This is a genomic window from Methanosarcinales archaeon (assembly GCA_014859725.1).
Classification (GTDB): Archaea; Halobacteriota; Methanosarcinia; order Methanosarcinales; family Methanocomedenaceae; genus Kmv04.
This window is the reverse complement of record JACUTQ010000022.1, coordinates 1-20,409: the sequence shown is the minus strand read 5'-3', so window position 1 is coordinate 20,409 and position 20,409 is coordinate 1. Positions and strand designations below refer to the sequence as shown.

21 protein-coding genes are annotated in these 20,409 nt (G+C 44.4%); 5 read left to right on the top strand and 16 right to left on the bottom strand.

The genetic code is table 11. The features are described 5' to 3' along the window. Positions 1 to 21 precede the first annotated feature (21 nt). The 4 genes from IBX40_03345 to IBX40_03330 all read right to left on the bottom strand — a co-directional run bounded on the left by IBX40_03345 (position 22) and on the right by IBX40_03330 (position 3,557). Positions 22 to 339, bottom strand: a complete 318-nt coding sequence (locus tag IBX40_03345; GenBank protein MBE0523358.1) for a hypothetical protein — start codon at positions 337 to 339, stop codon at positions 22 to 24. Between the two features lie 102 nt (positions 340 to 441). Continuing rightward, positions 442 to 1,095 (bottom strand): acetate--CoA ligase family protein, encoded by a 654-nt coding sequence (locus IBX40_03340; GenBank protein ID MBE0523357.1) that lies wholly within the window; start codon positions 1,093 to 1,095, stop codon positions 442 to 444. Then, the gene (locus IBX40_03335; GenBank protein MBE0523356.1) at positions 1,092 to 2,459 is read right to left on the bottom strand and encodes a CoA-binding protein; all 1,368 of its coding nucleotides are present in this window, start codon (positions 2,457 to 2,459) and stop codon (positions 1,092 to 1,094) included. Before IBX40_03335 ends, IBX40_03340 begins: the two co-directional genes overlap by 4 nt. 12 nt (positions 2,460 to 2,471) lie before the next feature. Further along, complete coding sequence (locus IBX40_03330; protein MBE0523355.1) at positions 2,472 to 3,557, bottom strand: Glu/Leu/Phe/Val dehydrogenase; 1,086 nt, start codon at positions 3,555 to 3,557, stop codon at positions 2,472 to 2,474. Between the two features lie 140 nt (positions 3,558 to 3,697). Here IBX40_03330 and IBX40_03325 point away from each other — a divergent pair, with 140 nt between their 5' ends. Continuing rightward, a complete protein-coding gene (locus tag IBX40_03325) occupies positions 3,698 to 4,318 on the top strand; it encodes an RNA 2'-phosphotransferase (GenBank protein ID MBE0523354.1) in 621 nt (206 codons plus the stop codon). Here the strand turns inward: IBX40_03325 and IBX40_03320 are convergent. From IBX40_03320 to IBX40_03305, 4 genes are all read right to left on the bottom strand, one after another. Then, positions 4,313 to 5,305, bottom strand: coding sequence for an RNA 3'-terminal phosphate cyclase (locus IBX40_03320; protein MBE0523353.1), 993 nt, complete (start codon positions 5,303 to 5,305; stop codon positions 4,313 to 4,315). The two genes, IBX40_03325 and IBX40_03320, sit on opposite strands and share 6 nt — an antisense overlap. Next, the gene (locus IBX40_03315) at positions 5,302 to 6,645 is read right to left on the bottom strand and encodes an FAD-dependent oxidoreductase (protein MBE0523352.1); all 1,344 of its coding nucleotides are present in this window, start codon (positions 6,643 to 6,645) and stop codon (positions 5,302 to 5,304) included. The genes IBX40_03320 and IBX40_03315 overlap by 4 nt, the downstream gene beginning before the upstream one ends. Before the next feature lie 223 nt (positions 6,646 to 6,868). Continuing rightward, positions 6,869 to 8,245 (bottom strand): NADPH-dependent glutamate synthase, encoded by a 1,377-nt coding sequence (gene gltA, locus IBX40_03310; protein ID MBE0523351.1) that lies wholly within the window; start codon positions 8,243 to 8,245, stop codon positions 6,869 to 6,871. Beyond that, complete coding sequence (locus tag IBX40_03305; protein ID MBE0523350.1) at positions 8,233 to 9,078, bottom strand: sulfide/dihydroorotate dehydrogenase-like FAD/NAD-binding protein; 846 nt, start codon at positions 9,076 to 9,078, stop codon at positions 8,233 to 8,235. The genes gltA and IBX40_03305 overlap by 13 nt, the downstream gene beginning before the upstream one ends. 155 nt (positions 9,079 to 9,233) lie before the next feature. Here IBX40_03305 and IBX40_03300 point away from each other — a divergent pair, with 155 nt between their 5' ends. Next, complete coding sequence (locus IBX40_03300) at positions 9,234 to 9,962, top strand: TIGR00266 family protein (GenBank protein MBE0523349.1); 729 nt, start codon at positions 9,234 to 9,236, stop codon at positions 9,960 to 9,962. Here the strand turns inward: IBX40_03300 and IBX40_03295 are convergent, their stop codons facing one another. From IBX40_03295 to gcvT, 6 genes are all read right to left on the bottom strand, one after another. Next, positions 9,963 to 11,147 (bottom strand): molybdopterin molybdotransferase MoeA, encoded by a 1,185-nt coding sequence (locus tag IBX40_03295; protein ID MBE0523348.1) that lies wholly within the window; start codon positions 11,145 to 11,147, stop codon positions 9,963 to 9,965. A gap of 2 nt (positions 11,148 to 11,149) precedes the next feature. Continuing rightward, on the bottom strand, positions 11,150 to 11,422 hold the full coding sequence (locus IBX40_03290; protein ID MBE0523347.1) for a MoaD family protein: 273 nt from the start codon (positions 11,420 to 11,422) through the stop codon (positions 11,150 to 11,152). A gap of 754 nt (positions 11,423 to 12,176) precedes the next feature. Then, on the bottom strand, positions 12,177 to 12,416 hold the full coding sequence (locus IBX40_03285; protein MBE0523346.1) for a DUF2683 family protein: 240 nt from the start codon (positions 12,414 to 12,416) through the stop codon (positions 12,177 to 12,179). 551 nt (positions 12,417 to 12,967) lie between these two features. Beyond that, positions 12,968 to 14,371 carry an aminomethyl-transferring glycine dehydrogenase subunit GcvPA gene (gene gcvPA / locus IBX40_03280; protein ID MBE0523345.1) on the bottom strand — a complete coding sequence of 468 codons (1,404 nt, stop codon included), beginning with the start codon at positions 14,369 to 14,371 and terminating at the stop codon, positions 12,968 to 12,970. Continuing rightward, positions 14,328 to 14,726, bottom strand: coding sequence for a glycine cleavage system protein GcvH (gene gcvH, locus IBX40_03275; protein MBE0523344.1), 399 nt, complete (start codon positions 14,724 to 14,726; stop codon positions 14,328 to 14,330). The genes gcvPA and gcvH overlap by 44 nt, the downstream gene beginning before the upstream one ends. After that, on the bottom strand, positions 14,723 to 15,805 hold the full coding sequence (gcvT, locus tag IBX40_03270) for a glycine cleavage system aminomethyltransferase GcvT (protein ID MBE0523343.1): 1,083 nt from the start codon (positions 15,803 to 15,805) through the stop codon (positions 14,723 to 14,725). Before gcvT ends, gcvH begins: the two co-directional genes overlap by 4 nt. Before the next feature lie 174 nt (positions 15,806 to 15,979). On the opposite strand from gcvT, the gene gcvPB reads away from it, so the two are divergent. Together gcvPB and IBX40_03260 are read left to right on the top strand one after the other, a co-directional pair. Further along, on the top strand, positions 15,980 to 17,395 hold the full coding sequence (gcvPB, locus tag IBX40_03265; protein ID MBE0523342.1) for an aminomethyl-transferring glycine dehydrogenase subunit GcvPB: 1,416 nt from the start codon (positions 15,980 to 15,982) through the stop codon (positions 17,393 to 17,395). Then, entirely contained in the window at positions 17,392 to 18,465 is a 1,074-nt protein-coding gene (locus IBX40_03260) for an ATP-NAD kinase family protein (protein ID MBE0523341.1), read from the top strand. The genes gcvPB and IBX40_03260 overlap by 4 nt, the downstream gene beginning before the upstream one ends. Before the next feature lie 16 nt (positions 18,466 to 18,481). Here IBX40_03260 and IBX40_03255 read toward each other — a convergent pair whose 3' ends face one another. After that, entirely contained in the window at positions 18,482 to 19,342 is an 861-nt protein-coding gene (locus IBX40_03255) for a glycerophosphodiester phosphodiesterase (GenBank protein ID MBE0523340.1), read from the bottom strand. Between the two features lie 78 nt (positions 19,343 to 19,420). Further along, the gene (locus tag IBX40_03250; protein ID MBE0523339.1) at positions 19,421 to 20,002 is read right to left on the bottom strand and encodes a VOC family protein; all 582 of its coding nucleotides are present in this window, start codon (positions 20,000 to 20,002) and stop codon (positions 19,421 to 19,423) included. 124 nt (positions 20,003 to 20,126) lie between these two features. Here IBX40_03250 and IBX40_03245 point away from each other — a divergent pair, with 124 nt between their 5' ends. Then, a complete protein-coding gene (locus IBX40_03245) occupies positions 20,127 to 20,345 on the top strand; it encodes a 4Fe-4S binding protein (GenBank protein MBE0523338.1) in 219 nt (72 codons plus the stop codon). Positions 20,346 to 20,409: the final 64 nt, after the last annotated feature.

Below are 20,409 nucleotides of genomic sequence, written 5' to 3'. Positions count from 1 at the left end.
TCCCGCCGCCCCTTCTCGCCTTCACTCTGCCCGTGTGCCCGTCCCGATCTGCTTCACCCGCTCTTGTGGTGAGGAGGCTGGCGCTTTTCTATTGATCTGGCGGTCTGGGGTGTGGCCATGTATAGCTATCCCTGCCACCAGCCCGATAGGGCAGCAAGGAAGCAGCCAACCTTGCATATTCGTGTGGCCTGGATCCGGAGAGTCAGGGATGTGAAACAGGGTGCCGATTATGAATGTGATTCCTGCCCCCTCCTGCAGGGGTAGCTGTGTGGAGGTGGATATGCGCCGGGTGTGGGTTGGGGAAGTTGTATTCGGTTGTTGTGTGTGGAGTGTCGCCATGGCTAAATAAAAAGTAAAACAAGCCAAATGTTGAATGGAATTACAAAATATGTCCACGAGAAAATTAATTTTGTTCAATTTAATTATGCGCAAATACTAAGATCAGTTTTTTTCATTTTTCAGCATCCGGGCATCCACTGCAACTGCGTTTTTCTCATATACGATCAACGGATTAATATCCAGTTCAACAATATCCGGATTTTTTTCTAGCATTTCTGATAATTTGATAATTACATTAATGATAGCATTAATATCAGCAGCTGGACGCCCCCGGGCACCCATTAGAATTGGGCTGCTTTTTATTTCAAGTATCATATCACGAGCCATTTCACTATTTATAGGCGTTACCCTGAATGAAACATCCCTGTAAATCTCAACAAATATCCCACCAAGACCAAACATTATAACATGACCGAATTGCGGGTCAAGTTTAACTCCTATTATAACTTCAATCCCAGGTTCGGCCATTTTTTGCAGCATTACTCCATCTATTCTGGCATCAGGAACCTTCTGATTAACAGTATCCATCATATTATGGTAAGCATTTTTAACTTCTTCTTCAGAATTAATATCCAATATAATTCCGCCCACATCGCTTTTATGTGAAATATCAGGCGATGAAATTTTCATGACAACCGGATAACCCATTGAGTTTGAAACTTCAATAACTTCCTCAAGCGAGGATGCTTTTACTATTGGCAACACAGGAATCTGATATTCCTTAAGTAATTCCCATACGTCATGTTTTCCGTTCATATCTTCACCTTCTCCAGGAATCCATGATGCTGAACCAATGAAGCCAAAGCTTCAACAGCCCTGTCAGGAACAGGATAATTAGGAAGCCCACCATTTTTCAATATCTTAACCCCTTGTTCAGTGCCGGTACCTCCCATCCAGCATGCAATTATCGGTTTACTGCAGTCTCCACGCCTGATATCTACTACAGCCTGTGCTGGCTGTGCAGGATCACCCATAATCGTATGTACATATATTACTACCAAAGCGTCAATGTTGGGGTCCAGAAGCATATGTCTTACAATGCCGTTATAGGTCTCGAATTTAGCTAATCCGGCAGTATCTATTGGATTATGGGCTGAAGCAAATTCCGGGATTAATTTTTTTATTTTTTGCTGGGTCGCAGGCAGTAATTCAGAAATGGTAAGACCCAGGCGCTCACAAGCATCGGAAGCAATGATACTGGCACCTCCTCCATTTGAGATTATACCCACTCTGTTTCCGTTAGGAGCAGGCTGTACTGAAAGGGCCAGGGCAGAATCAAACAGGTCTTCGATATTATCAACCCTGATAATACCCGCCTGTTTGAAGGCAGCTGAATACACCTCATCAGATCCAGCCAAGCTGCCCGTATGTGAGAATACCGCTTTTGCTCCGCTTTGTGTCCTGCCTGTTTTCAGTGCCAGTATTGGTTTGGAAATTCGCTGTGCTGCTTTTATGAAATCTCTTCCCCTACTGATCCCTTCCACATACATGGCGATAACATCAGTATTTGGATCCTGGGCCAGATATTCCAGCAAATCCACATCGTCGATATTAGCCTTATTACCTGTACTGATAACCAGATGCAGGCCCAATCCCATCTCCATGGTCCAGTCAGCCAGTGCCAACCCCAATGTACCGCTCTGGGTTATGAAAGATATTCCACCAGCCTCTGGCAGTCTTGAGATAATACTGGCATTCATACCAGTATGGGCATTTACAACACCCAGGGTATTGGGGCCCACAAGCCTCATGTGGTAACGCTCGATGATCTCCACCAGTTCTTTTTCAATCTCTCGTCCTTCACCACCCAATTCACTGAATCCTGCAGTAACCATAATAATTCCTTTAACTCCCTTTTTACCACATTCTTCGGTAACATTTAACGCATAGGATCTGGGAACTGCGATTACTGCCAGATCTACGTGAACAGGTATGTTAAGGACTGAATTATAACATTTCCTATCTAAAATTGTCTGATCTTTTGGATTTACTGGAAAAACTTCTCCTTTATACCCACTGCTTAGAAGGTTTTTCAATATCACATGACCCCATTTATCAGGGGAAGATGAAGCCCCTATAACTGCTATTGATTCTGGTTCGAAAATTGCCTTTAATGTCAAGAAATCCTCCTCCTATTTTCTGTACTCCATTGCCTTTTTTACCCTCTTCATGGCAATATATAATGCTGCGTCCCTGGGAGTCAGGTTTTTCTTATTTGCAAATTCAAGGACATATCTTGTATTGGAACTGATAGTCTCTTCAATCCGTTCAAAGGCATCTTTTTCAACTCCTCCATGATATTCCACAGAAGCCGTGATCACACCGCCGGCGTTTGCTACAAAATCCGGTATACTCAGTACACCTCTTTCATGGAGCAATCTTTCTGCTTCTAACGTAATAGGGATATTTGCACCCTGCACGATCAGTCTGGCATCCAGAACATCAGCATTACTCTTGGTTATCACGTCAGGGCGGGCAGCAGGTATAAAAATATCTGTGCTGATATCCAGCAGATCAGTTACCATTAATTTATCCCCATGTGGATAACTACTTACTGAACCTGTAGTATCCTTTAACATGATAAGTTCTTCAATGTCCAGCCCTTCAGGATTGTATATCGTTCCCTTGGAATCGCTTGCAGCTATTAAGACAACACCCTTTTCAGCCAGGAAACGAGCTGAATGTTTTCCTACTGACCCGAAACCTTCCACACTTAGCCTGGCACCATTCAGGTCAAGGTCAATGTATTGGGCTGCTATCTTGGTGCTTATGTATACACCGTATCCTGTGCTGCCTATCTGATCCAGTGGAATTCCTCCCAGTTCCCGTGGTAGACCTACAGCCCGTTCGATCTCATCTTTGATATATGCCATTTCAGTTTCACTGGTACCCATATCCGGGCCAGGAATATATTCAGAAATATGCTTGATCTTTTTTGCAAATGTGCGGATAAGATTTTCTTTATCTGCTTTTGCGGGGTCAGCGATGATGCCGGATTTACCTCCGCCATGAGGCAGCCATGCCATTGCATTCTTAAGGGTCATTCCGCGGGCAAGCCTGACAACTTCCCTGGTCGTAACCTCTGTTGACATCCTGGTGCCGCCAATTGTCGGACCTGCAGACGTATTATCAACTACAACAATGGCTTTGAGATCATTTTTAACGTCATATATGTGGATTATCAATTCAGGTCCCAAATCATCTAAGAATTGGAACATCAGCTCGTTTATTTCAGAATCCATTCCGTACCACCTTCTCTATAATAAATATATTTCAACCTCTTTGATATTAAATTATGTCCGGTAATTCTAAATGAATTAATAAGGTTTATAAGATGTGTTTATTATAATACGATAACATGATTCGAAAGTGTCCAAACCACGGAAATTTCCGAGGTGAAAAATGTAAATGCGGCGAGTCCGGCAAATTCGTACTGGATGATGAACGAACTGAACGGATGGGACGTTTCCTATCTGGCGCATTGAGACATTTCCCTGATGATCTGGGGTTGGCAATGGACCAGCTTGGTTGGGTAGATATGGGTGTTTTATTAGATGTTATGTTAACAAGATACCCGTGGGCATCGGCCCAGAGACTCAACGCTCTGGTGGAATCAGATGTCAAAGGCCGATACCAGATAAATGGCAATAAGATCAGAGCCCGTTATGGTCATTCAGTAGATATTGAACTTAATTTTCCTGAGAATGATATGGAGGACCTTTATTATGGCAGCAGTCAGGAAGAGGCTGAAATGATTCTGGAGATGGGGATCAGGCCAGTACGTCAGAGATATGTTCACATGAGTACTTCTTATGAGAAGGCTGTTGAAGCTGCCAGTGTTCACTCAGAGAATCCTGTTATCTTCAAAATAGATGCATTTGATGCTATGGATAATGGTGTGAATATGATGATAGTCAATGAGTTTATTGTATTATCAGAAGAGGTCCCGCCAGAATTTTTACATATCGTCGAATCATAAATATACTTTATGTAGATTATTTTCAGTTTTTATTTTGAATTTTATCTTCAAAAATTGCTCTACAACCCAGATATTTGTGCTGGTATGCTTTGAGATTTCCCGAGAAGTGAAACTCCCTGTACCTGCCAGACCCATATATGGTATCAACTGGTCAGCCAGATATATATCTACAGCCGCACCAGAATCAAGTTCTGCAATAATCTCCCTGGCAGCTACACGGCCTACTTTTTCAGCAGTGAGTCCCCGCCTTCCCAGTGCTGATCCACCTATATTGCCAGACCAGAGGGTGATCCCACTGCCGGTTGAAACATTATTGGCAGTTTCCAGATCAATAGATAATATGTAACCTGCCCTCTCAAGCGCTTCTACGGCAGAATCGGCCTGGTGCTGCACCACATGTTCTGGTAGATTGGAACTGTGCGATGTACCCATAATATTACATGGTCTTTTTTTAATATCAATTCCCGTTAACTTAGATGGATTGATTACTACTCTTACTCTGCCGCCGCCTCTGGGATAATATCCCCTCTTCTGGAGATGAATACTACAATCCAGACCTATTGATGTTAGAACTGGCAGCAGCACATTGGACAGGTAATCAATTGGCGGCGACCAGGCTACATCAGTTCCCCCTATTATATCCAGAGTGACAGTTTCAGGTGACATGGCAGCAGCAGGCATCAAGCACTGGAGCAGTAATGTGATGCTGCCTGCAGTCCCGATATCCACATTATAATGACCACCAAAGATGCCTTTTGGCTTGAAAATCACCTGTTTGGACCCTAATTCCATGCCTGTTACGTCTGCATGGGTTAAAGCCGCAGCAGTCCTGACAGCTGTGAGGTGTTGGGCTTTTAAGCCTGGTTGTGGTCTGTTCTCACGGATATTATTGATTGAAATATCATTTCCCGTGACTGCAGACAGGGCTACTGCCGTACGTATGATCTGGCCCCCGCCTTCACCAAATGAACCATCAATTGCGATCATGCAGTTGATTCCATCTTTTTTCTGGCATCATCCACTGCAAAAGTCACAGGGTCGATAACACCTGATACCGGAGGAGCATACGAGGTCTCCCATCTGAGCAGGTCTTCAACTGTAGCACCCATTCGGATGGCAAGGCTGAATGCGTCAATTCTCTCCTTTACCCCCTCATGAGAGATCACCTGTGCACCTACCAGCTTTTCATTGGCGAACAATAGTTTAATATGCAGCGGCCTGGCACCAGGATAATAACCTGCCCTGGTAAGTCCTTTGGAACTCCCACTGACCACACTGATATCATTTTCTTTTGCTATATGGGAGGTGATTCCAACCTGGCCGGCCACCAGATCACCCACAGCAACCACATTTGGGCTTAATGTATACGGATAATCGGAAATCTTGCCACTGAGATTCTCACCGATCACCCGGGCCATGCGCCTTGCAGCCGACCCGAGCCTGCTTATTGTGGGCTGTCCCGTAATAAGATCAGTTACCTGGGCGCATTCTCCTCCCGAATATACATTGTCCAGGAATTCACCCTGGTAGCTGACCCTTAACCTACCATCTGTCACGATTCCACCAGTAGGACCTATATCAAATCCTGCCTCCCCGGCAATATCCACATTGGGTCTAAGTCCTGTTGCTACAATCACTGTTTCTGCAAGAAGTATCTCTCCCCCAACTGTAACAGATTCTACATGTTGTGAGCCGTTTATTGATTCAACCTGTGTTCCTGTAATTACCCTGACCCCCAGGGAATTAAGATAATTCTCGATAAGGGAAGCCATATCATTGTCCAGTATTAGAGGTAGTACCTGGGGAAGAGCTTCAACCAGTACGGTTTCCAGTCCTCTTTTCATAAGACTTGCCGCCATTTCAACCCCGATCCCTCCGGCACCGATGATCAACACACGGCTGGTATTATTAAGGGATTTATCGATTCCAATGGCATCAGACATTATATGAAGAGTAAATACACCTTTTAGTTCCCGGCCTTTAATATGCGGAATAAATGGTATACTTCCAGTGCTGATTACCAGATGATCATAATCAAAAACCCCTATACCAGAAATGACTTTCCGGTTGTTGCTATCGATAATGTTGACCGAAGTATCAAGGTGAAGTTCTATACCCATTTCCATTAATGCATCCTGCGACTTTACTATCAGATCATTAAAACCAGATATTTTGCCTTCCAATACAAAAGGCATCCCGCACTGGCTGTAGGCTGTGTAAGATTCTGATGAAAAAACCACAACATTGTGGTTGGAATGCCGTTTTAGATGAGTGGCAACACTCATCCCCACAGCTCCCCCACCTATGATGACTACATTCTTTGCCATATATGTTGATTATTAGCTTATAGCAGATTAGGTTTACCTTTAATGAAAAAAATATGATTATGAGTGAGCGGGTAGGGGAGTGGGGGTTAGTTAAAAAACGTTGTTACCCGCTCACTTTTCGGTTATATATTTTTTATTATATATATACTTTATGGACTTGCTGCTCTTCAATCTAATAATGAAGTCTTGTGCTTATTTTTTTACCAGAATTTAGCATAAAATTTCAATTATTAAGAAAGTTATTAATAGCTTTAGCAGCGATCTTACCGGCACCCATTGCGCTTATTACAGTTGCAGAACCGGTAACGACATCACCTCCTGCAAACACGCCATTTTTAGAGGTAATACCATTCTCGTCAGCCACTATGGTCCCCCACTTTGTCGTCTTCAGACCTTTTGAGGTCATCGGGATCAATGGATTAGGCGAGGTGCCAATTGCTATTACTACCACATCCACATCAATTAGATGTTCAGTACCCAATTTCGGTTCTGGCCTGCACCTGCCTGATTCATCTGGCTCGCATAGTTCCATATTTAAACACTCTATATGTTTGACCCAGTTACTCTCATCTCCTAAAATCCTCGTAGGGTTTGATAATATCTTGAACTTTATACCCTCCTCCTTTGCATTCTCGATCTCCTCATTCCTGGCCGGCATCTCTTCTTCACCGCGCCGGTATATGATAGTGACCTCTTCTGCACCAAGGCGAACGGCACACCTTGCACTGTCCATAGCCACATTGCCTCCTCCAACTACTACAACCCTCTGTCCACGTTTTATTGGGGTATCATAATCAGGGAACTGATAAGCCTTCATCAAATTCACCCTTGTCAAAAACTCATTGGCAGAATACACTCCGCTCAGGTTCTCACCATCAATATCCATGAACCTGGGCAGACCCGCACCTGTACCCAGGAAAACAGCATTAAACTCCTCCAGCAATTCATCAAGCGTATCCAGTTTACCAACAACACTATTATATTGAATGGAAACTCCAAGTCTTTCAACATATTTCACTTCATTAAGGACTATGGATTTGGGCAGCCTGAATTCCGGAATGCCGTATACCAGCACTCCTCCAGCTTTGTGCAGGGCCTCGAATATGGTCACGCTGTGCCCCAGCTTTGCCAGTTCTGCAGCTGTCGTAAGACTTGCCGGGCCAGAACCCACTACTGCAACCCTTTTACCTGTGGGTTCAGGTTTTTCTTCAGGAATAGGTTTAGTGCCCAGTTCCCAGTCTGCTGTATATCTTTCCAAACGGCCGATAGCCACTGGTTCACCTTTCTTTCCAAGTACGCAGACCGCTTCACACTGACTCTCCTGGGGACATACACGTCCGCAGATGGCAGGCAGGGCGTTCATGGATTTAAGCTCTTTAACAGCGCCTTCCATATCATCTTCATCTATACATTTAATGAATGCGGGAATATTGATCTCAACCGGACAACCTGCTATGCAGGCAGGTTTCTTGCACTGTATGCAGCGGCTTGCCTCCTTTTTCGCCTGTTCGCCGGAATACCCGAGTGCCACTTCTTCGAAATTCTTTCTCCTTTTTTCAGGGTCCTGTCTGGGCATGTGCTGCCTGTCTAACACTGGCATCCCTCCCGATCGCATTCATATTTCTCTTCTGCCAGTTGTTCCTCAGTCCGGTACATCATAAGCCTGTTCATAAGCAGTGTAAAATCAACCTCATGGGCATTGAATTCCGGACCATCCACGCATGCGAATTTTGTCTCGCCCCCTACCAGCACCCTGCAGGAACCGCACATTCCGGTGCCGTCTACCATAATACTGTTCAGACTCACCATGGTTTTGACGCCGAAAGGATGGGTCACACCTGCAACAGTTCTCATCATAATAGGCGGTCCGATGGCGATAACCAGGGATATTTGTTCATCGCCTTCCAGTAATTGCTTTAAAATATCTGTCACAAAACCGTGATGACCTTTTGAACCGTCATCGGTCGTGATATATAATTCATCACTCACATCCCGCACCTTATCTTCCCATAATAATAGATCAGTGTTGCGGGAACCAATAATGGTTAATACCCTGTTACCAGCTTCTTTATGAGCTCTGGCAATAGGAAAAATGGGGGCCACACCTACACCGCCACCCACACATACCACTGTACCCACCTGCTCAATTTCAGATGGATTTCCCAGTGGTCCAACAAAATCAAGCAGACTATCACCTGCCTGTAATTTGGATAATTGTTTTGTTGTCTTGCCCATTTCCTGGAAGATGATGGTAATAGTTCCATTTTCACCATCAAAATCGGCAATGGTCAGTGGGATCCTCTCACCGGATTCATCGATCCTGAGAATAACGAACTGACCTGCTCTGGCTTTTCTGGCAATTTTGGGAGCTTCTATAATTATCTGGTGTATAGTAGGGACGATCTGGCTTTTTTCTAGTATTTTAAATGGCATCTTTGTTGACCTTCCGGATGAAATTGAATTAAATTCCCTGTAGTGTGTGATGTTAGATACCTCTATTTAGCAAAAAATTAACGGTAATATTTTTTTATAAGAGATTGATTAAAATATAAATAGTATCTATTCCACTTAATTAGTGAGGTAATATAATGAAACATGAAATAACAGGAGATAATCTCCAGCTGGTGACACTTCACCTGAATGGAGGCGAGACCGTGTATGCTGAAGCCGGAACAATGAACCATATGACCAATAACATTGACATGGAGGCAAAAGCCAAAGGCGGTGTACTGAAAGGTCTGAAACGCATGGTCAGTGGTGAATCGTTTTTCATAACAGAGTTCACACCACAAGGTGACGGGTTTGTAGCTTTCGGAGGCAATGTTCCAGGCAAGATAGAAGCGATACAGATAGCTCCCGGCAAAGAATTTATGGCCCAGAGGGATGCTTTTTTATGCGCCGAATCGGGTGTTGATATGGATGTTGCTTTTACCAAGAAGCTTGGTGCCGGACTCTTTGGTGGCGAAGGCTTTATCTTACAGAAATACAGCGGACAGGGCATGGTATTTATTCATGCCTGCGGCGACTTTGTGGTAAAAGACCTCCAGCCGGGTGAGACTATCAAAGTAGATACCGGCTCAGTAGTGGGATTTGATTCAACTGTTAGCTATGATATAACCAGGGCAGGTGGGATCAAGACCTCTTTGTTTGGCGGGGAAGGAATATTCCTGACCAAGCTCACAGGGCCAGGCAAGATCATTATCCAATCATTGAGTATTGCAGGACTGGCTGGCGCACTCCGACCTTTCTTCTCAACTGGCAGCTCTACCAGCGGTTCAGGAGGACTTTCAGTAGGCAACCTTTTGGGTGATAGATAATCAGAATAAAATAACATCTACTTCGGTTCCCGCCCCATATCCTTCGATATTGGGCGGCACCACTACATATCCATCAGCTTTGGCCACAGAGCTTAGTATTCCGGCCCCGGACGTCATCAATGGTTCTACAATATTGTCTACTATGCGTACCCTGACATAGGTCTGATAGCCCTGGCGTGATGTGATTTTATCTTTAAGGGGCAGCCTGATTATTATTTCTGGTATTTTTGGGATGTTACCTAGTTTTTGTATTGCATCTTTCCCGAATACCAGCAGTGCCACCAGACCGGCTACCGGATAGCCAGGCATGCACAGAACAGGTTTTTGGTTCACAATACCCAGTGCGGTAGGTTTGCCGGGACTGATAGCAACACCGTGTGCCAGTAATTCACCGATCTCTCCTATTACCGAAGGGACCAGGTCCCTTTCACCCACTGATGTGCCCCCGCTAATGATCAGCATATCAGCATCTGATTCTGCCAGAATGGCCTGTCGTAACAGCTCATAATTGTCGGTGACAATATCGGATATCCTTGGGACTGCACCGAATTTTTTAACATAGGAAGCTGTCATGAGACTGTTTGTTTCCCAGATCTCTCCCGGGTTTAACACTGTCCCCCTGGGCATCACTTCTTCGCCTGTGGGTATGATGGCAATCATTGGCCTGTGATATACCTCTATATCCTGGATACCTATTGATCCCAGTACAGCCAGATCGCCGGGACGCAGTTGATGCCCGGGTTCAAAGAGCATATCCCCTGCCTCCACATCTTCACCAATCTCCCCCACATGCTTATTGGGATGGACCTGTGCTGTTATTTCCACAGCACCGTTTATTAGCCTGGAGTCTTCAAGCATTACTACCGCATCTGCCCCTGCGGGCATGGCCGAACCAGTATGCACTCGCTGGCATGTATTCTGAACCACTTCTTCTTCAGTTAGCTTCAAAATTATCGGGGATGCAGGAGATGCACTCAGGGTTTCCTCGGCCCGGACTGCAAAACCATCCATAGCAGATCGTCTGTAATGGGGCACATCTTGCTCAGAGCACACTTCAGAGGCAAGAATTCTGTTATCTGCTACTTCTACTGGTACACTCTCGATCCCTTTCAAAGGATGAACGATATCCAGAAAGACCTGTCTTGCAGTATTTACATCCACACGAGATTTGAATAATTTATCCATATCTAACCGCCTGAGACGGGGGGGAATAATGCGATCTCATCGCCTGTGGAAAGCATAGTGTCCAGCCCGTCCTTATCCCTTACACTGATGCCGTTCACCAGCACATGAATGAAAGGATGGAACTCCTCATTATTAAAAATCAATTCTCCAAGTCCGTTATATTTTTCTATTAAAGAATTTAAGACTTCACGCAGGTCATTGCCATCGATTTCAATGTTAGTTTTTCCTGCCTGTTCTCTAAGGTTTGCAAATAGTTTTACTGTTACTTTAGCCATATGAATTCTCTTGTTCTTCTTTGACGATTATATTTATATTATGTGTTTTAAGTGGTTTCAATATTTACAATTCATGAAACGAAGGTGAGGCATGATAGACATATCTTTGCTTTAAAGCCACATGGCATCCAGTCCAAAGAATATGGGTAAGGAACTGGGGGGTGATGTAGCGATGGTGGCCTAGGCACTCCTAAAAAAGACCTTTGTGGAGTTGGATATTAAGATCATCGATATATCAGTTTGCAGCGATCATTTTTATTCAATACCCGCCAAAATATTCCGTAAGTTTTATTGCAAAGAAAATCTAAGGACGATTTATTAGAATATTGAGACAGGACTTTCCACATCTCAAAGAATGGTGCAAGGATTATCTGTGGGCACCTGGCTGCTAACACGGGTCAGTTGGACAGGGATGAAAGGTAGTTGAGAAATATGTTTCAACTCAAGACTGTACAACTAAGAATAGATAAAAAAGTTTATATGCAAAAAAACGTTAACAAGCCCGGTATCCTTCAAGTACGGGGTATAGTGACTTTCGGAAATGGAATATTCATGCTCGTGTAAGGGAAAAGAATCCAGAAGAACCTTTTTTTCAAATCTTGAATACGAAGGAAAAAGAAATTATATATGTGAGGATTTTCCAATATTTCATCAATTTTTTTAAGAATTATCTCAACTTGTTTCCTATTCTTTTTCCCCTGTTTCTTAAGCGTTTTTTCAAGATCAGGCTTTATCTTTAAGTTATACATAAAGATCAAAGGCCTAATCGATCCCTTAAATCATCAACACTACCAACATCGACCGGCTTTTGCTGAATTATTTTCTTGGCTTTTTCAACATATTCTGGTTTAAGTTCTGGCTCGAGTATTTCTTCTTCATATTGTGTTGCCATGAGGTCAATAGCAGAACTTTTATCTTTCAAGCCATATTTGACTTTGATAATATTTAAGATCCTGTTAGTATGTTCTTCAATATTTATTACAGCTTGAACCATATACATTGCCTTAATATCATGTTAGTTGCATATTAATATATATTTTATCATTCTGTAATAAGCTTCTTTTCATTTAAATTGGATTCCTGCGCCTGAGTAAAACATAAAATTCCAGTTTGTCACAACCGTGATGTTCTTGGCGTGACCTCACCATCAACATGATATGCATGAGGAAGCTCATCCAGACCAATTCTGGCCCTATAGAATATGCCACCGTCGGGGAGGGCTGCTGCGATAACTCCCTTTATGTGGTATAGGTTTTTGTTTCTGAAGCTTTTCACTCATTTTATCATTAAATATAATATACTTTCACTGAAATTTTACTAAAAATGGTACTTTTTAAATGAAGTGTTTTAACAACATGTGCACGACAAAAAAGAAACTGCAAATATATTTTCTTAACTCACGATTATAATAATCGTGTGTAAAGTATTTAGAACCTGGATGGTGCGGTTTTGCTCAACAAAAAACTGCAGGCTCGTTTAAATCCCCTTACTGCTTGGCGAGATATTGGAAGAATATCAGGTGAGCATCTTTTCTGAGATTGTCTTTCAATTCGCTTCAAGCACCTCTAACAGCCGCTCAATATCCTCATCACTGCAGCATTCCGTAACACAGTACAGCACAGCATTCCCCAGTTCCGGATACCAATCCCTGAGCACAAGTCCGCCAGTTATCCCCTCTTCAAGCAGTTTATGGTTTATCAGTTCAGGATCGGTATCTGACACTGCAACAAACTCCCTGAAATGGTGCGAACTGAACAACGGGGCCCTCCATCCGCTGAGGTCATTGATCTTCTCTGCTACCTCTTGCGGTCTTTTGATCAGCAAAGACCCCAGTTCTGAAAGGCCTCCTGCACCCATCAATGCAATATAGACCGTAGCTGCCAGAGCATTCAATGCGTGGTTGGTGCAGATATTGGAGGTGGCCTTCTGCCTCCGTATGTGCTGCTCCCTGGTCTGAAGCGTCAGGACGAACCCCTCCCTGCCCTCACCATCATGGGTCTTACCCACCAGCCGCCCTGGTATATCCCGGACATACTGCTTTTTGCAGGCCATAACACCCAGCTGGGATCCTCCGAAATTCACAGGATTCCCCATGGACTGGGCATCTCCGATCACTATATCTGCATTATATTCAGCAGGTGGGGTCAATATGCTCAATGAAAGCATATCGGTACCGAACACGAACATACTCCCGGCCTCATTAGCGATCTCTGAGACGGTCTGTGCCGTTTCGTCTATCACACCGAAGACGTTGGGGCTTTCCATATAGACCATGGCCGTGGTATCATTCACTGCCCTTTTCAGGTCCTCAATATCAAGCTGACCGGTCCCGGCATCAAATCCTGTCTCGATAAGGTTCAGCCCTGCACCTTTCATGTATGTTTTCAATACCTGCACCCGTACCGGATGCGTGGTCTTCGGGACTAAGATATTGCACCGCTTCTTTGTTATGCGGGCAGACATCAGTGCAGCCTCACCAAGAGCACTGGCCCAGTCATACATGGAAATATTGGACACTTCCATACCGGTAAGCTGGCATATGAATGTCTGATACTCGAACAATGCGCGTAAAAATCCCTGGCTTAATTCAGGCTGGTACTGGGTATATGAGGTAAAGAATTCGCTCCGTGACAGGATCGACGCTACTGCGGCCGGAACATAATGGTTATAGCACCCTGCTCCCATAAACAGCGGACCGGTCCTGTTCTCCCCCAGCATGGCCCCCATCTCCCGCATAACTTCCATTTCTGATTTCCCATCAAAGGGATGTTCCTCATCGAATAGTACCTCTTTCGGGATATCGGCAAAAAGATCCTCTATAGATGCCACTCCTATCAGGTCCAGCATCTCTTGTATCTCTGCTTTGGTATGCGGGATATAAGGCAATCCATCACCTTCCCATTTTCTATTCTTCCAGCGTTTCCAGGAGTCCTGAATAGCTGTCAGCATCCAGCAATTTTGAGAGTTCGTCTTGCGAACTCATCCTGACCTTGATCATCCATCCCTCACTGTACGGGTCAGTGTTGACCAGTTCTGGACTGTCTTCCAGTTCGGTATTTACCTCAATGACCTCGCCACTCAACGGTGCGAACAGTCCGTTCACAGCCTTTGCCGATTCGGCATAGCCAAAATCCTCACCCGAAGCCAGCTTATCTCCAACCTTGGGTAGTTCAACAAACACAATCTCCTTCATTTCCTTTTGGGCATAGTCTGTGATACCGATGACCGCAGTATCGTCTTCGATCCGCACCCATTCATGTTCCTCGGTGTACCACAGTCCACCCCTGACCTCTGTCTGGTTCATGTCCTGCCTCCAATAAAAGGGGTTCTTACAACCATTCCGTTATAGACCTTGTTTCTTATCATGATTCCTATTTTCGTATCAGGATGTGAATATCCGGGTTCCACATATCCCAGCCCGATGCCGACACCGAGCACGGGTGAGATGGTACCGCTGGTCACGATCCCGATCTTATTATTTTTATCATCCAGTATATCATAGCCGTGTCGCGGGATGCCGCGATCCAGTTTCAGTCCTACAAGGTTCCGGGTCACACCCGTCTCCTTTATCTTTAAGAGAGCTTCCCTGCCGATAAAGTCCTTTCTCCACTTGATAGCCCATTCAAGTCCTGCTTCCAGGGGATTATTTTCATCTGTAATATCCATGCCTGACAGGATATAGCCCATCTCAAGCCGAAGTGAATCGCGGGCGCCCAGTCCCACGGGTTTCACGTCCCCTGCATCCATAATGGACTGCCACAATCCTTCAGCATCTTCTGAACGGCAGTATATCTCAAAGCCGTCTTCCCCGGTATATCCGGACCGTGTGGTATAGGTTTCAATACCTGCGATCAGTATTTCCGCCCCATGCCAGAATCTGATATCACCCGGTCTGTCTGCGATACTGGATAAGATCGCGGTAGAGTCCGGACCCTGGAGGGCAAGGATTGCCGTATTGTCAGTGACGTCTTCTATGGTGAAGTTCTCCTTATGCATATTATGCATATTCAGCCAGTTCATAAGCACTTCTTTTCTGGCAGTATTGGTGACCAGCAGGAAACCATTGCTTTTCCTGATTATGACAATATCATCTACAAAGGTGCCGTCCTCCCGTCCTACCACGGAATATTTCATGCCATTGACGTCACATGTGGCTATATCATTGGTGGAAATGGATTGAAGGAACATCAGGGCCCCATCCCCCGAGATCTTCAGCGTGTTCATATGGGACACATCAAAAAGCCCTGCAGACATTCGTACCGCTTTGTGCTCATCAATGATCCCTGAATACTCCACAGGCATTTCCCACCCGTGAAATGCTATTATTTTTGCATCAAGTCCTTTATGGATTGAGAAGAGGGGGGTCCTGATTTCTTTTCCCATATCCTGTAATTATGTTCTTATTGTTAAAATTCTTTTTTCTTTATCTGATCACCAAAAATTTCATTGTAAGGAAAACTATTTTTCACATCAGTTCTTATCTATTTCATAAAAAAACAAGCTATTCGACAGTGCAGGGTATGTACATGAGGTGGTATTATTACATCCGGCCATGATATTCATGAGTTTCATTTGATCTTTGAGAAATCAGACAAGAACACATTCCAGCCATGCAGAGGTATACCAGAACATCTCATCAGACATAATCTGGACATACCTGAATTATCAGAACCTGAAGTTATACGGCATTATACTGAACTTTCAACAGCCAATTTCGGTGTTGATACCGGAATGTATCCGCTTGGTTCATGCACCATGAAATATAACCCCAGATTCACCGAACACCTTGCGGCGCTGGAGACAAATATGGTGCACCCCCTGCAGGATGTTTCAACCATCCAGGGTTCCCTGCACATCATGTACCTGCTGAAACACTATCTGAAAACTATCTGCGGCATGGATGATTTTACCCTTCAACCGACAGCAGGAGCCCAGGGTGAGTTCACGGCAATGACCATCATAAAAGCATATTTCAACAGCAAAGAGGATACCCGCAACGAGGTAATTGTACCTGATTCGGCCCACGGCACCAATCCCAAGAGTGCTGCTATGGCAGGCTTCGATGTGGTGGAGATCCCCTCTGATGAACAGGGGTATATTGATCTTGAAATGCTCACATCGGCAGTATCAGAGAAAACTGCTGCATTGATGCTAACCAATCCCAACACCCTGGGTCTTTTTGATAAAAATATTTTGAAAATAGCGGATATCGTTCATGGTGCAGGGGGATTACTGTTCTATGACGGTGCCAACCTGAACGGGATTATCGGCAAGACGCGGCCGGGTGATATGGGATTCGACTGCATGAACCTCAACCTTCACAAGACATTCGCAGCACCCCACGGCGGCGGAGGCCCGGGAAGCGGTCCTGTGGGGGTCAAAAAACATCTAGCTCAATTTTTACCGTCACCCACTGTGGAATATGACGGAGAGAAATACTATCTGGAGTACGACCGGCCCCTGAGTGTGGGTAAAATGAACCATTTTTATGGGAACTATCCGGTCATGGTTAAATCCCTTGGATATATCATGAGACTGGGTTCCGGGGGGCTGCGCCGCATCGCTGAATTTGCTGTATTGAATTCCAATTACATGGTATCCAGACTTTCCAATACATATGATATCAAGAATGTCCACATTCCCAGAAAACACGAGGCTGTGTTCAGTGCATTGCGTCAGAAAAAATTCGATGTGAGTGCACTTGATATTGCAAAACGGCTCATCGATTACGGTGTCCACCCGCCTACCATTTATTTTCCCCTGATCGTGAAAGAGGCTTTGATGATCGAACCGACAGAAACCGAATCGAAAGAATCCATTGACAGATATTGTGACATCCTGATCAATATTTATAAAGAGATCGGACAGGACGCTGAAGTGGTTCGAACTGCACCCCATAACGCTGTTGTGGGTCGTCTCGATGAAGTGTTTGCGGCACGAAACCTGATATTACGCTGGAGCCCTGCTGAATGAAGATCGGGTTCATTATCAATCCAGTTGCCGGAATGGGAGGCAGGGTAGGACTCAAAGGTACGGACGGCCTGGCTGATCTTGCCGCACAACTGGGTGGAAAGCCGGTAAGTCTCAAACGGGCGGAAGAGGCTCTTTTAAATATCAAAGATATGGAGAACGAGATCGTATTCCTGACATGTTCAGGAAAAATGGGGGAGAAGGTATTGCGAAACACACCATTCAGGTATCAGGTCATCTATCAGACCCCAGAGATGACAACAGCCGAGGATACTAAAAAAGCGGCCAGGAAAATGCTTGACTGTGACCTTATCCTATTTTCCGGGGGAGACGGGACTGCCTGTGATATTGTTTCTGCTATTGGAAAACAGGTGCCCATCCTGGGGATCCCGGCGGGTGTGAAAATATTCTCCCCTGTATTCTGCATCACCCCCCGGGAATGCGGACGGATCGTATCGTCCTTTCTTGAGACCGCTGTCAAGGATGTCCTTGATATAGACGAAGAGGCTTACCGCAATAATGAATTGAGCGTACGGATAAAAGGTGAAGCCTTAGTACCGGTCAGTTCTGCTGTTCAGGGCGGGAAAGAGGTTTCCAGTGCAGTGGATGCCAAACGAGATATTGCTGAACGGATATTCGACGACTTCAGGGTAGAAGGGAAAGACGTGTTGTACATTATAGGGCCTGGGACCACCACCATGGAAGTGAAGAACCGTTTCGGTATTGACGGTACGTTACTGGGAGTGGATGCCGTTGTGAACGGGAAGATGGTCCAGAAGGACGCTTGTGAGAGACATCTCTTAAAGGCAATAAAAAATTGCCATGGCAAGGTTGTGATCTTTGTAAGTCCCATAGGAAGTCAGGGATTCATATTCGGCAGGGGCAACCAGCAGATAAGTCCTGAGGTCATCAAGCAGGCAGATGAGATAAAAGTGATCGCTTCACCCGACAAACTTGAGTCAACCCCCACCCTTCATATTGATACTGGGGACCTGGAACTTGATAACAAGTTGCGAGGACACATAAAGGTCCAGAGTGGGTATCATGATTTTGCGATGATGAAGGTGGTGTGAGCATAGTAACCAGACATCATTCCAGCGGGGCAGCATAAGGAACCTCATTCATCATAAACGTTGAATTGATATCAACGGGTTTTTCCTGAAAGATAATACATTCTTTATCAACTGGCCACGATGGATCAAATCCTTCAAATACCACGTTGTCACACCATTTTTCTGCCCATTGATATTCCGGTATGGACCTGGCCGTCCATCCTATAATGGGAATCCCTTTCTCTCTTATTGTATTGATAGCCCAGATGGGAAGCCATCGAATATCGTAATTGATAAAATTGAACTGGCTCGCTCTATTGAATAAGAAATTTTTTAAAATGAACCGTGCATTATATATTAGATTTTCTCCCCTGTTATAGCCAAAGACCTGACCCCTTACAACGTCAGGAGCATTGTTCCTGAACCAGTGGAGTGAATATGGATTAAACGATTGGACAGCATATTTGCCGTCATAATCTTTCATGGTTTCGAACAAGGCTTTCTCAGGTTTTCCGATCCTGCCCCCATTCTTGAGTTCGATCAAAAGGGGAACTTTTCCCTTTACAATGTCCAGTACCTCTTCAAATAATGGAATATATTCATCAGAATTGAAAAGACGCAATTTTTTAACTGTATAAGAATCACATGAACGGATGTCTCTTTCAATACCTGTCATTCTTTTCAGGTTGTTATCATGAAACACAGCCAGGTTATTATCAGCCAGAAGACAGACATCCAATTCAATTGCAAATCCTTTTTGGATGGCTCTTTCAAAGGCTTTCATTGAATTCTCAGGGCATCCGGCATCTCCAGAATGAAAACCCCTATGAGCAATAGGTGTATTCAGCAACCATGACGATTCCTCACCTTCTTCGGCAAGGACATCTATTCCTTCCATTTTTGTTTATATCCCACCAGGTATCCTTTTATGTGTCTTATGCTAAATTATATTATTACTTTTGCGGTCAATATTATATTATTTTTTCCCGTGGAACAGTTCACTTCCTGCTCCGGGATATACCACCCATTCACTTTCCTGTGTGTGCCTTTTAACAGCCGGCCAAATCCCTTTTTTCTGCTCAGGTCCTTCCTTTGTCGCATCAGAAGGGGTCACATCTTTCATCTGCGGGTTTTTCCGAATATCTACGCCCTCCTTATTGTGACTGAACTCGATAGGTATGCCATTTGGATCATAGGCATAAATTGAATGAATGAAACCATGATCAATTACATCTGAGACCCAGAAACCTCCTGCATCCAGAGAATCTTTCAACTCCCAGAGGTTTGATTCAGTCTCAACACCGAACGAGACATGATCAAAGATAAAGGGACCTGACACCGGATGACCATGATCCTTTTCTTGCACAGGTTCCACACCCGGCCATTCAAAAAATGCTATCAGGTCATTCTCAGAGATCTCAAAAAAATAATGCCTGTACCCCGGTTGTCCCAGTCCGGCAACCAGCCTCATTCCCAACATGTCCCGCCAGAACCTGATGGTACTGTCCATATCACCAGTTGCCATTGCCAGGTGATTAATTCCATTGAATCTAACCATGATTATTTCCCCAAACATTGTTGAATGTACAGCTTAAAAAATCTATCGATGGGATGAACATTGTTAATAGAATCTCAATACTTTTAATATCTTTTAATCAAATAACCTTTTTGAGGTTAATGCAATGGTTGTAAAAGAATTCAAATCAGAAGAACTTGGTATTACTATTAAAGTCGATAATGATAAATGTGTTGGGGCTGCTGAATGCGTGGCATCATGTCCGGTAGATTGTTTCGTGGTCGTGGATGGGAAAGCCACAGTACCCAATATCGATGAGTGCATTGAATGTTGCGCGTGTGTGGATGCCTGCCCCACGAGTGCTATCGAGCACAGTTCATGTTAGACAATATAAAATATATTTAAAACTGACATTTTGAGCTTCACGTTCAGAATGTCAGGATTTTATT